General features: G+C 37.7%; 17 protein-coding genes. 10 read left to right on the top strand and 7 right to left on the bottom strand.

Annotation, left to right across the window (positions count from 1 at the left end):
* Position 1: 1 nt before the first annotated feature.
* Positions 2–2,431, top strand: coding sequence for a glycosyltransferase (locus ACYZ0U_RS11470; protein ID WP_461452325.1), 2,430 nt, complete (start codon positions 2–4; stop codon positions 2,429–2,431).
* 1 nt (position 2,432) lies between these two features.
* Here the strand turns inward: ACYZ0U_RS11470 and ACYZ0U_RS11465 are convergent, their stop codons facing one another.
* Both ACYZ0U_RS11465 and ACYZ0U_RS11460 read right to left on the bottom strand, forming a co-directional pair.
* Positions 2,433–2,645 carry a hypothetical protein gene (locus ACYZ0U_RS11465; RefSeq protein ID WP_461452323.1) on the bottom strand — a complete coding sequence of 71 codons (213 nt, stop codon included), beginning with the start codon at positions 2,643–2,645 and terminating at the stop codon, positions 2,433–2,435.
* Between the two features lie 71 nt (positions 2,646–2,716).
* Positions 2,717–3,217: a glycosyltransferase gene (locus ACYZ0U_RS11460; protein ID WP_461452321.1), complete on the bottom strand. Its 501-nt coding sequence runs from the start codon at positions 3,215–3,217 to the stop codon at positions 2,717–2,719.
* An 81-nt stretch (positions 3,218–3,298) separates the two neighbouring features.
* On the opposite strand from ACYZ0U_RS11460, the gene ACYZ0U_RS11455 reads away from it, so the two are divergent.
* Positions 3,299–4,645, top strand: a complete 1,347-nt coding sequence (locus ACYZ0U_RS11455) for an oligosaccharide flippase family protein (RefSeq protein ID WP_461452319.1) — start codon at positions 3,299–3,301, stop codon at positions 4,643–4,645.
* Between the two features lie 3 nt (positions 4,646–4,648).
* Here the strand turns inward: ACYZ0U_RS11455 and ACYZ0U_RS11450 are convergent, their stop codons facing one another.
* Complete coding sequence (locus tag ACYZ0U_RS11450; protein ID WP_461452317.1) at positions 4,649–5,074, bottom strand: hypothetical protein; 426 nt, start codon at positions 5,072–5,074, stop codon at positions 4,649–4,651.
* 99 nt (positions 5,075–5,173) lie between these two features.
* Between ACYZ0U_RS11450 and ACYZ0U_RS11445 the strand changes: the two genes are divergently transcribed.
* Genes ACYZ0U_RS11445 through ACYZ0U_RS11435 form a run of 3 tightly spaced genes read left to right on the top strand, consistent with a single transcriptional unit; the run spans position 5,174 to position 7,881 of the window.
* The gene (locus ACYZ0U_RS11445) at positions 5,174–6,115 is read left to right on the top strand and encodes a glycosyltransferase family 2 protein (protein ID WP_461452315.1); all 942 of its coding nucleotides are present in this window, start codon (positions 5,174–5,176) and stop codon (positions 6,113–6,115) included.
* Positions 6,093–7,265 carry a glycosyltransferase family 2 protein gene (locus ACYZ0U_RS11440; RefSeq protein WP_461452313.1) on the top strand — a complete coding sequence of 391 codons (1,173 nt, stop codon included), beginning with the start codon at positions 6,093–6,095 and terminating at the stop codon, positions 7,263–7,265. Before ACYZ0U_RS11445 ends, ACYZ0U_RS11440 begins: the two co-directional genes overlap by 23 nt.
* Before the next feature lies 1 nt (position 7,266).
* Positions 7,267–7,881 carry an acyltransferase gene (locus ACYZ0U_RS11435; RefSeq protein WP_461452311.1) on the top strand — a complete coding sequence of 205 codons (615 nt, stop codon included), beginning with the start codon at positions 7,267–7,269 and terminating at the stop codon, positions 7,879–7,881.
* Here ACYZ0U_RS11435 and ACYZ0U_RS11430 read toward each other — a convergent pair.
* A complete protein-coding gene (locus ACYZ0U_RS11430) occupies positions 7,878–9,083 on the bottom strand; it encodes a sugar transferase (protein ID WP_461452309.1) in 1,206 nt (401 codons plus the stop codon). The genes ACYZ0U_RS11435 and ACYZ0U_RS11430 overlap by 4 nt on opposite strands.
* A 12-nt stretch (positions 9,084–9,095) precedes the next feature.
* Positions 9,096–9,494: a response regulator transcription factor gene (locus ACYZ0U_RS11425; RefSeq protein WP_461452308.1), complete on the bottom strand. Its 399-nt coding sequence runs from the start codon at positions 9,492–9,494 to the stop codon at positions 9,096–9,098.
* Positions 9,495–9,698: 204 nt separating this feature from the next.
* Between ACYZ0U_RS11425 and ACYZ0U_RS11420 the strand changes: the two genes are divergently transcribed.
* Positions 9,699–10,052 (top strand): Hpt domain-containing protein, encoded by a 354-nt coding sequence (locus ACYZ0U_RS11420; protein WP_461452306.1) that lies wholly within the window; start codon positions 9,699–9,701, stop codon positions 10,050–10,052.
* On the opposite strand, the gene ACYZ0U_RS11415 is transcribed toward ACYZ0U_RS11420, so the two are convergent.
* On the bottom strand, positions 10,045–10,851 hold the full coding sequence (locus tag ACYZ0U_RS11415; protein ID WP_461452304.1) for a glycosyltransferase family 2 protein: 807 nt from the start codon (positions 10,849–10,851) through the stop codon (positions 10,045–10,047). The genes ACYZ0U_RS11420 and ACYZ0U_RS11415 overlap by 8 nt on opposite strands.
* Positions 10,852–11,049: 198 nt before the next feature.
* Between ACYZ0U_RS11415 and ACYZ0U_RS11410 the strand changes: the two genes are divergently transcribed.
* From ACYZ0U_RS11410 to ACYZ0U_RS11395, 4 genes are all read left to right on the top strand, one after another.
* Positions 11,050–12,066, top strand: coding sequence for a YXWGXW repeat-containing protein (locus ACYZ0U_RS11410; RefSeq protein WP_461452302.1), 1,017 nt, complete (start codon positions 11,050–11,052; stop codon positions 12,064–12,066).
* 129 nt (positions 12,067–12,195) lie between these two features.
* Positions 12,196–12,387, top strand: a complete 192-nt coding sequence (locus ACYZ0U_RS11405) for a hypothetical protein (RefSeq protein WP_461452300.1) — start codon at positions 12,196–12,198, stop codon at positions 12,385–12,387.
* Positions 12,388–12,391: 4 nt separating this feature from the next.
* On the top strand, positions 12,392–12,634 hold the full coding sequence (locus ACYZ0U_RS11400) for a hypothetical protein (RefSeq protein ID WP_461452299.1): 243 nt from the start codon (positions 12,392–12,394) through the stop codon (positions 12,632–12,634).
* Between the two features lie 12 nt (positions 12,635–12,646).
* Positions 12,647–12,943: a DUF3175 domain-containing protein gene (locus ACYZ0U_RS11395; protein WP_461452297.1), complete on the top strand. Its 297-nt coding sequence runs from the start codon at positions 12,647–12,649 to the stop codon at positions 12,941–12,943.
* Positions 12,944–12,947: 4 nt separating this feature from the next.
* Here the strand turns inward: ACYZ0U_RS11395 and ACYZ0U_RS11390 are convergent, their stop codons facing one another.
* Positions 12,948–14,189 carry a sensor histidine kinase gene (locus ACYZ0U_RS11390; protein WP_461452295.1) on the bottom strand — a complete coding sequence of 414 codons (1,242 nt, stop codon included), beginning with the start codon at positions 14,187–14,189 and terminating at the stop codon, positions 12,948–12,950.
* Positions 14,190–14,352: the final 163 nt, after the last annotated feature.

The following is a 14,352-nucleotide window of genomic DNA, read 5'->3' as shown; positions in this document are numbered from 1 at the left end:
AATGAGCTCAGGCGATGTTATAAAAAACTGCGATATAATTATGGTGGGCCAGCAACCATGGGACATTGAGATTGGCAGTAATAATAAGAATATTGGCTACGAATTCAGTAAAAACAACCGGGTATTATACGTTAATTATGCCTTGGGACGTGCTTCTTCAATAAAATATAAAAAAGATTCCAGGGTTGTAAAACGGGTAGCTGTAATTAACCATGAAGAAGATGGCTTGGTTGAAATACAACCTAATTTGTGGGTATATTATCCGGATGTAGTTATCGAGTCTATCAATTGGCTGCCGGGGCCCAAATTATACGCGCAATTTAACAAACTTAATAACAGGCGTTTCGCAAAATCAATTTTCAAAGCAATTAAACGTCTGGATTTTAAAAACTATATTCTGTTTAACGATAACGACCTGTTTCGCCCTTTCTATTTAAAAGAGATGCTCAAACCCAAGCTGAGCATTTATTATTCGAGGGATTATTTATTGACAGTTGATTACTGGAAAAAGCACGGGCAGGATATTGAGCCGAAACTAATTTCTAAAAGCGATTTATGTGTTGCAAATTCCATGTACCTGGCTGATTATTGCAGGAAATATAATCCCAATTCATTTTATGTTGGACAGGGTTGTAACGTTGACGAGTTTGTAAACTTTGATGGTGATATTCCTGCAGATATTGCTTTTTTAAAAAGGGATAAGAAACCAATGATTGGTTATGTTGGCGCTTTACAGCATATTCGCCTTAACATTGATTTGATTAAAACAATTGCAATTAAATTGCCCGACTATAACTTTGTTTTAATTGGCTCGGAAGATGATGAGTTTAAAAATAGCAGCTTGCATAACATTGCCAATATCTATTTTTTAGGCCATAAACCAATGGATACTATACCTGCATACATAAAAGCTTTCGATTTATGTTTTAACCCTCAGGCTATCAATGATATAACCATAGGTAACTACCCACGAAAAATTGATGAGTATCTTGCTATGGGTAAACCTGTAGTTGCTACAAAAACGTTGGCTATGAGCATTTTTAAAAACCATGTTTATCTATGCAGAAATGCTATTGAATATATTGAAAGTATTCAGAAAGCCTTGCAAACAAATTCAACTGAATTAAAGGAAAAACGTATAGAATTTGCTTCCGATCATACGTGGGAAAATAGTGTAAAAAAAATATATTCCGCTATAAATAAAACAATTGGTATTGAGAAAAGCACTGTGAAACCAATTTTTATTTTTAGTAACATGCGTTATAACAGCCCTATAGAGGCTACATCACTTTTTTTAGCACGCGCGCTGGCTAAAAACTATAAAGTATTTTATATCGAAAACCCATCTACTGTAAGGGATTATTTTCGACACAAAAACACCGATGAGTTTTTAACATTGCAAAAAAGCTTTAAAAATTCAGACGATGCGGTAATTGATACTGCACAAATCAATTTAAAGAAGGTGATATTGCCAATATTAAATTCTATTAACTTTTTGCCCGAAGGAGTTATATATAGGTTGTTATTAACTTTTAATGAAAGAAAAATTATAAATAGACTTAAGCGCGTTATTAAAAATGAAGAAATAAAGAATTTCATATTTATCAATTCCTTTAATTTTCATTATCCGGATGTAGGTAAGTTGTTAAAGCCCGCATTAATGATCTACCATTGCATTGATCCTTTAATTACACCATATGATTTAAAGCATGGCTTTGTATCGGAACTTAAACTGGTTAAAAACAGCGATGCTGTAATTTGCACCAGCAAAGCACTTTACCTCGAAAAAAAACAGGTTAATGACCATTCTTATTTATTGCCAAATGCTGCAGATTTATCCCACAGCTCTAAAGCATTGGATCCATCATTACCTGTACATCCTAAGCTGGCTGATATTCCTACACCAATTATTGGCTATTTTGGCAGTATTGAACGCCGTATTGATTATGATTTAATGCAAAAGGTGATCAATAAAAATCCCGACAAAAGTTTTGTATTTGCAGGGCCTGTGATTAGTGAACATACACCGGCATGGCTTCATCAAACAACTAATGTTTTTTTAACAGGTCAGATTCCTTACAACGAAATGCCGCAAATGATAAAAGGATTTGCCGTAGCCATCATACCTTTTAAAAAAGACGAAGTAAGTGCTACAATATTTCCATTAAAATTATTTGAATATCTGGGTGCCGGAAAACCGGTGATAATAACAAACTTCAACCCCGACCTTAGCGATTATACGAAGGAGACTGTAATATTTTGTTCGGACGCCGAAGCGTTTAGCAATGCTATAAATGATGAATTAAATAGCGATACTGAACAAAAATTAAATGAGCGGATGAAGGTTGCCAATGAAAATACATGGGAGGCCAGCGCTAACCGTTTAATGGACATAATTGGCACCGAACTTAAATTAAAGTATAAAATTTGATCTATTTAATTTTTTTAGCTGTAAAAAAATCCAGGTTGTGCTTTATGGCACGGTAAACCCCACGAACAAATGAAATTACGAAGTTAGGACTTTGCCTAAGATCACTACGCTTCATGGTGCTTGGTTCATCACCGGAATTAATTTGGTCGAACAATCCCTTATAATCTTCATAAAACATAGCTTTTCCCTTGTTTTTCAGAAAGGATATCGCCATTAAAAATTCTGTCCTGTCGCCTTTAATGCCTTCAGCATATCGCCCGAATTTTTCAAAAAATGTACTTCGCCTTAAATGCGGATGGTCGCTGTAGCAATGGAACTTCCTGTACCCGGATACCAGAGCTTAAATAACATTTCTGAATAGCCATCGCGATACGGTTTTAAGTAAGGGTATTTAAAATAAGCGTAAAAACGCACCATATCAATATCAGGACGATCATTTACAATGCTGAGCGCATCAATTAAATGTTTTTTATAACAGGGATATGGATTAAAATCTTCCTGTATATATAAAGTGTAAGGAGTATTAACTGCATCCTGGCCTTTATTAATATTATTACCTAATCCCCTGTTAACCGGGGTCGTAATTAATCTGAATTTGTAGATTGTATGCAAGGATTTTAGCTTTTCCAAATGTTCCGGCTTGCTTCCGTCATCGGAGACTACGATGTCGCCAAAAGTAATCTCCTGTTTGGCGAAAGCTGCTAAAAGTCGTTCTAAGGAACTGCTCCGGTTATAATGTGTAATTAAAAGAGTAACCTTATCTAAATAACTTTCGTTTATGTTCATTATCGAGCTAAGATGTTAAAAATTTCGTTTATATGGATATTAAATTGTTATATTAAAATACTAAGATAACTTTACACCTATATGCCCTCCAAAATTGCTGCTGCCGTAAAAAACAAATATTTTCTATCTTTATCTGGTAACGTTATTATGTCGGGTCTTGGTATGCTTACCCTGGCTATTATTTACCGTTCGCTTCCCATACAAAATGTTGGGGTTTGGGTGCTTTTTCAATCTACACTACTTTTGGTTGATACCTTACGCTCTGGCTTTTTAACCACTGCCTTCATCAAATTTTATGCAGGCACAACACCCGAACGTAGCGCCGAAGTTACCGGGTCGGCCTGGATAGTTGGCTTGTGCATTACCGGCCTGCTGGTTATTATTGATATACCCGCCATATTTTTTTTGAAGGATATTCATGATGATGGTTATATGTTGTTCTTCAAATGGTCAGGCCTTTGTTTTATACTGATGCTCCCCATGTTTATAGCCACATGCGTGTTACAAGGCGAGCAACGTTTTGACCGCATGTTATACGTACGTGGTGTTAGCCAGGGCGGTTTCCTTTTATTTATACTAATACTAATTGTCATCGGCGAAATCAGCCTTATGGGGGTATTATTTTCTTATTTATTGTCGTTTTTAATTTCCAGCATATATGTTATTGCAATGGGTTGGGCTCGCATCAACACCATAAAATACAAAAGTCGAAGCGGCATATTGCAGCTATATCATTTTGGTAAATATAGCGTTGGCACAAACTTAAGCGCAAACCTGTTTAGCTATTCCGATACATTTATTATCAACGTGTTATTGGGCAAAGCGGCTATCGCGGTTTACAACCTTGCCCAAAGTTTAATGCAGCTTGTAGAGATATTGTTGAGAAGCTTCGCTGCTACTGCACTGCCTTCATTATCTGCCGCGTTTACACAGGAAAGCCCGATAGGTGTGATCCATATTTTAAAGAAATATGTAGGTATGATCACCGTGGTGCTTATTCCATTAGTTATAGGTGGCTGGCTTTTGGCTGATATACCTATTTATTTAATAGGCGGTGGTAAATATGTGGGCACACTGGCTGCAAATGCTTTTAGATTATTCTTAACCTTCTCACTCCTTTATCCGGCAGACAGGTTCTTTGGGTTGACACTCGATGTGGTTAATTTTCCGCAGATCAATTTCTACAAGATATTGGTAATGCTGACAATTAACATCTCGATGGACTTTTTAGGTATCCACATTTTCGGGAACATTTATGGAGCGGCTTTATCTACAGGTATTTGGGTTGTAGCGGGTTCATTTATGGGTTATTGGGCCATCAATAAGTACTATTATAAATTCTCCTTTTGGAGTTCGTATACAGTGGGCTTTACTGAAAGTAAGATCTTAGTAAACAACGCCCTTCAAAAGTTCAGGAAAAAAAAGTAATGATTATTTTTTTGCAGGGCGGTAAATCCCCCTGATCAGAAAAAACACACCTGCTAAGATTACCAATAGCGATATCAGGTCCATCAGAGTAATACCATCGTCTTTGGTAAAATAAAATATGGTATACATTTCAAAAACCGAAGGTGCAGGCATAATGATCATTGCCAAACCCATTGTGATCATTACAATACTAATGAGAATCAATACAATTCTTGATATCAACCGGCCTCTGATAGCTCTTTTTGCTGCTTTATTATTAACTAATAACTGTATACTGAAATCATTTTCAGGCTGAGCAGCTGATTTATTTAGTGCCTTGTCAAAACGCTCGCGTAGTGTATTGGCTGTATCGTCGCTAATTTCACTTATGGCTAATAGCGCAATCAGTTCATTTAATTTTTCATAAATGGCGGTTTTGTTTTCGGGCATGGTATAATATTCGGGTATCTTTTTTAGATATTATTTTAGCTGATCGATTCTAATCCTTAATTTCCGTAATTAAACGGCCATCATACTAAAATATAATAAATGAACAGCGTTTCTATCATTACGGTAAACTTCAACCAAAGTTTCGTTACGGAGGAACTATTGTTATCAATAACAGCAACAAACACTTATCCCGATATAGAGATTATTGTTGTTGACAACGGCAGTGAAACAAATGATATTCCGGCATGGCAAATTAAATACCCCGATATTAAATTTATTAGATCAGATGTTAACCTTGGTTTTGCAGGCGGAAATAACTTAGGCATTAAACAAGCCGCCGGCCAATACCTTTTTTTTGTAAATAACGATACAGAATTTACCCCTAACCTGATCGATCTATTAGTTGCAGACCTGGATGACCATCCAGAGATCGGAATGATCTCGCCCAAGCTGATGTATTTTGATCAACCGGATATGATCCAGTATGCGGGCTACACGCCGATGAATTATTACACCTGTCGTAATCATTGTATAGGGCAGTTTGAGATTGATAAAGGCCAATATGATAATATAATTGCACCAACCGGTTATATTCACGGTGCAGCCATGATGGTGAGGAGGGAAGCTATTGATAAAGCAGGATTAATGGCCGAAAACTTCTTTTTATACTTTGAGGAATATGATTGGTGCGACCACATTAAAAAAGCAGGCTACCAGATTTGGGTTGATACCCGTGCGATGATCTATCACAAAGAATCGGTATCGGTAGGGAAGGCGAGTGGGTTGAAGGAGTACTTTATGAACCGAAACCGGATATTGTTCATCCGCAGGAATGCGCCATTGCGGGCGCGGTTGTTTTTTTACATTTACTTTATAGCTATTGTAACACCACGCAACCTTTTATCGTATATTAAAAAAGGATATAAGGGCTTCGGCAAATTATTGTTCAAAGCTATTTGGTGGAATATTTCACAACCAACTGACAGCAAAAAACTCGGGTATCCTCTAAATCAAAAATATGATAATACTCCTCTGGTTTAGCCTGTTTGTTGCATTTTACGCCTTTTTCGGTTATGGCATATTGCTTTACATAATTATAAAAATAAAACGGCTTGTCCGTGGTGAGATAATAATACCGGCAATCATTACCGATCAATTGCCAACTTGTACCATTATAGTTGCCGCTTATAACGAAGAAAGCATTTTAGATGAAAAGATCAAAAATACGCTCGCACTTGCTTATCCTGCTGATAAACTGGAATTTGTTTTCATAACTGATGGTTCAATTGATCGTTCTGCAGAAATAGTTAAGTTGTATCCGCAAGTTCGCCAAATGCATAGCTATGAGCGTAAAGGAAAGATTGCCGCTGTGCACCGTGCCATGGAAACTGTGACTACCAAAGTAGTAGTTTTTACCGATGCAAATACTTTTTTGAATGAAGATGCACTGGTTAACATTTGCAGGCATTATAGCGATATTACCGTTGGTGCCGTAGCAGGTGAAAAACGGGTATATTCCTCGGGTGCTAATGCTACGGCAGGCGAGGGCTTCTATTGGAAATACGAATCAAAATTAAAAGCCTGGGATTCGGAATTATACTCAGTTGTTGGTGCAGCGGGAGAATTGTTCAGCATTCGTACTGAACTTTACCAACCGGTACCGCCCGATACGATTTTGGATGATTTTATGATATCCTTACTTTTAACTCAAAAAGGCTACAGGGTAATTTATGAACCCGCAGCATTTGCTACCGAAACGGCTTCGCAAAACGTTACAGAGGAGTTAAAGCGCAAGATAAGAATAGCCGCTGGTGGAATTCAATCCATTATCAGGCTTAAAGGATTGCTTAATCCGCTGCCTTACCCGATCTTGACATTTCAATATGTGAGCCACCGTGTTTTGCGCTGGACGATCGTACCATTTTTGATGATGCTGGCGCTACTGATCAACCTGATCATCGTATTTAGTGGCAGCATATCATTAACTTACCAATTGTTATTGCTCGCCCAGGTGGGGTTTTATTTACTGGCTATATCAGGCTGGATAATGGAGGAAAGGCACATCAAGATCAAAATATTTTTTATACCCTATTATTTCTGCATGATGAATTACGCGGTGGTTATGGGAATAGGCCGGTATTTTTCGGGCAAGCAAAGTGCAATTTGGGAAAAAGCAAAAAGAGAGCAATAATATGTCTATAAAAGATAAGGTTAAAGGTAACCCGGTTTTAAAAAAGTTTGTACACTGGCTGCTCATCCCAACAGGCGAAGCAAGGCCGCGTTTATGGGTTAAATGGTTCGTAAACCCCATCCTGCATAAAAAGGGCAGGGGCGCAACCATAAAGTGGCGTACCCGAATTGATGTATTGCCATTTAATAAATTTAATATGGGCAAAAATGCTGTTATCGAGGATTTTAGCACGATAAACAATGGCGTTGGCGATGTGATTATTGGCGATGATACATTGATCGGAATGAGCAATGTATTAATTGGGCCGGTTACAATCGGTAATAACGTGATCTTCGCCCAAAACATCGTAGCAAGTGGTTTAAACCACGAGTACAGCGATGTGAATGTTCCAATCTCTAAACAAAAAATTGTGGTATCGCCTATAGTTGTCGAGGATGATTGTTGGATAGCTGCAAATTCAGTAATAACATCAGGCGTAACCATCGGAAAGCATAGTGTAGTTGCAGGAGGCGCGGTAGTAACTAAAAATGTACCGCCATATTCCGTAGTAGCAGGTAACCCTGCAAAAGTTATTAAGAAATATGATTTTGAGGCCCAACAGTGGGTAAAAGTTTAAACATTCTCCTTTTGCAATAAAGCCGGGATAGTCTTGAAGATCAGTTTCAAGTCGTTGCGCATGCTATGGCTTTGGGCATAGGTGTTATCCAGCATTAAACGCTCTTCTTCGCTCATATCGCCCTTACCGCGTTTTTCAACCTGCCATAGGCCTGTTATTCCTGCCGGTGCAGCAAAACGCAAAGCATATTTATCTGTGGTCAATTTTTCGGCTTCGTATAAGGGCAGTGGCCTGTTACCAACAATGCTCATGTTGCCAATAAATACATTCCACAGTTGCGGCAGCTCATCAATACTGGCATTACGTATAAAGTTGCCTATTTTAGTGATACGCGGATCATCCTTTATTTTTAGAAATGCCGAATCATGGTTTAGTTTTCTTGAGTCCTGGTATTGTTTCTCGCACCACCTGATCTTATCCGCGTAAAGCGGGAACTGGCATTTTCCATAGACCATGCAGTCATTACATAAAAATGAGCTATCATTTATAACCTGTTTTTCAGCATTGCCTGAATCAATATTGTATTGATTTAAATGCTTTAAATCTTTTAGGCGCTTATCCGCATTTACATACATAGACCTGAATTTGTAAAACTTAAATACCCGGTAACCTGTACCAACGCGATACGAATAATAAAACGCAGGTCCTTTTGATTCAAGTTTTATCCAAAGATAAATGATTAAAAATATTGGTGATAAGAACAGAAGCGCCATACCTGAGAAAAATATATCAAAAGCACGCTTTCCAAATGGGGTTTTATAAGCAACCTGCCTGTCCTTCTTTAATTTAACATGAATATCATCCCAGTGATTAATTAAAAAGTTAGTGCGTAAACATACTTTTTCAATTTTGACCGGCCTTAAAAAGAAATCAGTAATACCGGCATTTAACGCAATTTTTCGTAGATTCTTATCAAGATGTTTACCAATCAATAATACCGGAATTTCGGGAAACTTACGTTTCTGGAGACTTTCAATCAGGTTTACACCATATTTACCAAGAATGTCGCTTTTAGATATAATGGCAACGATGTTGTGCTTTTTTTGCTCCCAGTCTGTAAACAATTCCTCGTCATCTTTAAAATTTATTAACTGCCGTCCTTCAAAATCACATCCATCAAAAAAAGAATCGTAAAGGTCATCATCGGCACGCAGTAAGGCAATTACCTGGTTGGTTTTAGATGGATCAATAGTATTAGTCATCGCGATAGGCAATTATTTTCCAACTCTTCTTAAAACAACTCTTACCCTGGCTTCAAGTTCCGCCGGGTTAAATGGCTTTACAATATAATCATCGGCGCCACTGTTCAAACAAAGAATCCTTTTTTCAGAACTGTCTTCGCCTGAAACAATAATTACTGGTATCGTTTTAAAGAAATCACTGGCCTGCAATTGTGCAAGCAGTTCGAGCCCCGTAATTTTAGCGGTATTTAAATCCGAGATGATCAAATCAGGAATATTACCATTTTGTATGGACGCTAACGCGTCCATACCATCAACACATACTTCAGTTTTATATAAACTACTCAAAAATTGTTTAAGAATAAGTTGCATGTACACATCATCTTCAACAATAAGTATTTTGATTTGACTGGTTGTGGCGGTGACGTTCATATATAATTAAAACGATGTAGCTAAATAAACAAACAAACTGCAAATTGGTAATTTAAAACTGCAAATTAGTGTCATTAAAACACCCATTATCATTTTCATACGAATACGTAAAATACGTATAAAAGGTTATTTATTTTGATAATAAAACGAATAATTTCTACTTGAAATAAAATTTAATACTTTTATATAAAACTACACAATTTAATGGAAAATGCTAAGCCATATGACCTTACTACAATATACGCTATAAGTGATGGTAACACCGAATTTTTAAACCAATTACTGGTTGTATTTACTGATGCAGTAAGTAAGGACCTTAATACAGCAAAACAAGCGGCCGCCAACGGCAACTGGACTGAAGTTGGACAGATAGCTCATAAAATAAAACCCTCATTAAGCCACTTTGGCGTTACATCCTTAACAGACGTGATACGTGGGTTGGAGCACAACAATGGCAACGATCCTCAACATTTAAAACTATTGACAGATAAACTAATTTCTGTAATGGAAGAAGTTTTAGCAGGACTTAAAAGTGAATTTCCGGATATAATTACTTAATATTGAAGATCCTCTTAACGCGTTTTATTGTACCCTTTAACAAACCGCCGTCTATTTGAATACGCCTGTCGGTAGTCCAAACAATAGCCTTGGGGCTGGTTACCTGGAATAATTTTCCAAACCCTTTCTGGTTTAATTTTAAAGCTAAGTAACCATCTTCATTTGATCCTGGAGGGTGATTAAAGCTATCAACCTGTAAACCTTGCTCGCGCCTGAAACCCGAATTAAAGCCGTAAACATTAACTGCCTCGGTTTTAAAATGCTTATTGTAAAATTTGCTCAGGTCGGAAAAGTACTCGTAAAAGAAGTAAGTGAACCGACCTGTGCTGCCAACCGGTATAAATGAAAACCTGCCATAAGTAATAGCATTCGTATCATCATCCAAAGGCTTTACCATTTCTTCTATCCAGTCCTTGGGGTAAATGGTATCCGCATCAGCGTTTAAAATATATTTACCAGTTGCTTTTGATAAGCCGGTATTACGGGCAGGTGTTATACCCTGTGTAGTTTCTAAAATGCAGGTTACGCCGCAAGCTTTTACCAGTTCTTCAGTTCTATCCTTTGAATTATTATTTACCACTATGATCTCTACTGAGCGTGAAGTAATATTATTACAGAGAGAGGCCAGCGTTTGTACAATGTTGGTTTGCTCATTGTAAGCGGGCATTACGATTGATACATCCGGCGTACCTTTTAACAAATTGCTATATGCCTTACTAATGTTTGTTAAAACATCGGTTGACGTATAATCAAGCTTTAAGTAACTGTTAATATACGAAGGGATTTTTAAGGGTCGCATCTTACAACAATAATATTAAATGTTTAGGTATTTATACTCTCTTACATCATATTTTGTTCTGAACGATATTGTAAAACGTTTAATAGTAAGTGAGTTAATTATAACTTACCTGCTTTTATTTGCTTCAATTGTTAATTTAATGGCATTGTATTGTAAACCTTTAGCTGATTAATCTGTTGAATACCAAAACACACAATAATGAAAACGATACTTAAAAGTTTAATACTATTCACAGGGCTGGCAATAGCAGCCCCGCTAGCCGAAGCACAGGTGAGTGTGGGAATCGGAATAACAGCCCGCATTGCACCGCCACCAATACCTGTTTATGTACAACCTGATTGCCCGGTTGACGGTTACATTTGGACACCTGGTTACTGGGCATGGAGTAATGATGATAATGATTATTACTGGGTTCCCGGCGCGTGGGTAGCCCCACCGGATCCGGGATATTTATGGACCCCGCCTTATTGGGCTTATGATGATGGCTACTATGGTTACCACCCGGGTTACTGGGGTTTACACGTGGGTTATTATGGCGGTATTAACTATGGTTTCGGTTACGGCGGTATAGGTTTTTATGGTGGTATATGGTCTGGAGGTCACTTCAGGTATAATACTGCTGTGTGGCATGTAAACTCAAGTGTAATTCACAATACTTACGTTAACAATAATTATATACATAATAACAATCGTTATAGCTTTAACGGTCCGGGCGGCGCAAATGCAAGGCCAACAGCCCAAGAGTCGGCAGCAGCCCGCGAGCATCATATTTCGGCTACACACAGCCAGATTGCTAATCAAACTTACGCGAGGAGCAACCGTAGCCAGCATGCTTCTGTTAATCATGGTTCACCGGCAGTTGCTTCAAGGGCCAATGGCAGGGCATTTACCTCACAAGGACATGCTACAACTGTAACACATACAACAACTCATACTACAACGCGTACAAATACAAGCCAACACATTAATTCTGGACAACATAATACCGGTGCAGCGCGCCAGCAAGCTCAGCAACAACGCATGCAATCACGTGCTTCCATGCAGCAACATACACAGGCACGTCCTATGCAACAAGCTCGCCCGCAAATGCAACAACATACCGCACCAATGCAACAGCATATGCAGGCAGCCCCTCATCCTATGGGTGGTGGTGGTCATCCTGCAGGCGGTGGCGGCGGTCACATGGGCGGCGGCGGAGGTGAACATCACAGGTAATTACTTTAAAATAAAAAAGTCCGGTTATTAAACCGGACTTTTTTATTTTTACTAAAATTTAATTAACTAAAAACTGTGTGTTAAAGATATTGTTAATCCTTTATAAAAAGGACTAAAGCAATGGCTACCATGGAATATGAAAATGGCGCAAATCCGGTAGATTCGGAGTTGCAAAAAGGCACACAATCAGGCGAACAAGATAAGCTGGATACCCCCCTTATGAAAACGGTAACACCTGATAATGATAACGGTGATCCGGGTAAGGCGGCACAAAAAGATTCATCAAACAAAGGCAAGGGGCCAGCAGGAGAAAACTTATAACAATATGAAAATAATAAAAATTGCATTAGCCGTATTACTAGTATCAGCAGCATTTACAGGTTGTATTGGCGACCATGGCGTTGGAGGTGGTGAAGATACAGCTCAAAACACCTACCAGGTGCCTAAAGATGTTACTGCTCAGGATACATCAGAGATTATAACACATACAGGCGAAACCGTGTCTAAGGATTATAGTTCATCAGGAGGCGCTAACCTGATTAAACCGGATAGCACGTTGAAGAATTAAAGCAGTATTGACATGGCGGCGAAAGCTAAGACAAAAAAGAAATGGTCGGCAAATGTGACGGAACATAGCGACGCACTTGATCTGGAGAAGGATATTTTCAAATCAAAAGATCCTGAAAAGATTGCTGAATCTTTAAAATATTCGGCAGATGTAAGCAACAAGCGAAAAGCTTCACCTTTTCAAAGCGCCATGTCAATGCTTAATTTTTATGAGAACAGGGCAGGAAAGAACCTCACAAAATCACAAAAGGTACCGCTGGAAAAGGCAAAAAACAAATTGCGAAAATTATACGGACGGGATGAAAAATGAGGAACTACTTTTTTACAGTAAAATAAAAAGTAGTTCCAACCCCCGGCGATGATTTAACATATATATTTCCTTTTAAGGCATTAACAAGGTCTTTTATAGTAGCCAGTCCTATACCTGTTCCTTTTTTATTATAGCGGTCAGTTATTTTTAAGGTAAAACTATTGCTGAATATTTTTTCGTGATATTCGGGCGAAATACCTATTCCGTTATCTTCCACTTCAAAATAGTAATAATCATTATCCGAATTAAAACGGATCTCGATTATTGGATTAATTTTATCATTATACCGGATAGCATTACTTAAAAGGTTAATGAATATCTGTTCAAATGAAACCACAGATATATTTAACGCTAAACCTTCAGGAGGCAGAACTATCTTAAAATTATCCGGTAAATTGATCATGCTGATCAATTTTTTAAGGCTTTTTCTTAAGTCGATATTTGTTTTTTTACTAAGGAGTAACGACGGATCTTTAGAATAGTCAAGCATCTCATCTAATAAACCGATTAACCGGTTTGTAGATGTAAGATTAAGATCAATTAAACGAACGCAGCCTTCATCGCCTAATTTTTGTAGCCTTATTTTAAGAGCCTGTGATGTTAAGTGTATACTGCTCAATGGGTTTTTAATATCATGAGCCGCGGTTGAAGCAAATTTTTGAATAAACATGTTTGCTTCTCTCAATTCCTGGTTGGCAACCTGCAGATTTAAAATCTTTCGCCTGAGCTCTAATTTATCTACAACTTGTTTAGCGAGTATTTTTAAAGCGCCTATTTGAGCATCGCTTAAGTGCTTTTTATCTCCGTCAATAACGCACAATGTACCTAAGGCGTATCCATCTTCATTAACGAGGGGAACACCTGCATAAAAAACTATTTTTGGATGGCCGGTAACCAAAGGGTTATCAGCAAAACGTTCATCTTCACGCGCATCATCAATCACCATCATTTCATCATAAGATAAAATCGCGTGAGCACAAAATGATTGCTCGATAGGAGTTTCAGTAGCAGACAAACCTTTATGTGATTTAAACCATTGTCTCTCAGCATCAACTAAGCTTATTAAAGCAATAGGTGTTTGGCAAATAACTGATGCCAGCTCAGTTAATTCATCAAAATCTTTTTCTTCGGCAGTATCCAGAATATCGTATGATCGCAGGGCTGTTAATCTTTCGTCTTCTATAAGGCTCGCAGAAACGGGAATGGATTTGGAATTTAACAATGGGAACAGCAATTTACTGTGCAAAATTAAGAATATATTCTAATGATGGATATGAAATATAGTGCAGGCGACAGTTGTTCTTAAAACCAGTCGTTGTAATTTACATTAGTTTATTTATTTAATAAGCTGGTTTATTGTATTATAGTGAAATGTTTAGTTTGATCTTAAAATTATCGTTATTTATTAA

Origin of the sequence: Mucilaginibacter sp., from assembly GCF_965225845.1 — a bacterium.
Classification (GTDB): domain Bacteria; phylum Bacteroidota; class Bacteroidia; order Sphingobacteriales; family Sphingobacteriaceae; genus Mucilaginibacter.
Note: the sequence above shows the minus strand (reverse complement) of the source record. Positions and strands in the feature narration are given on the sequence as shown.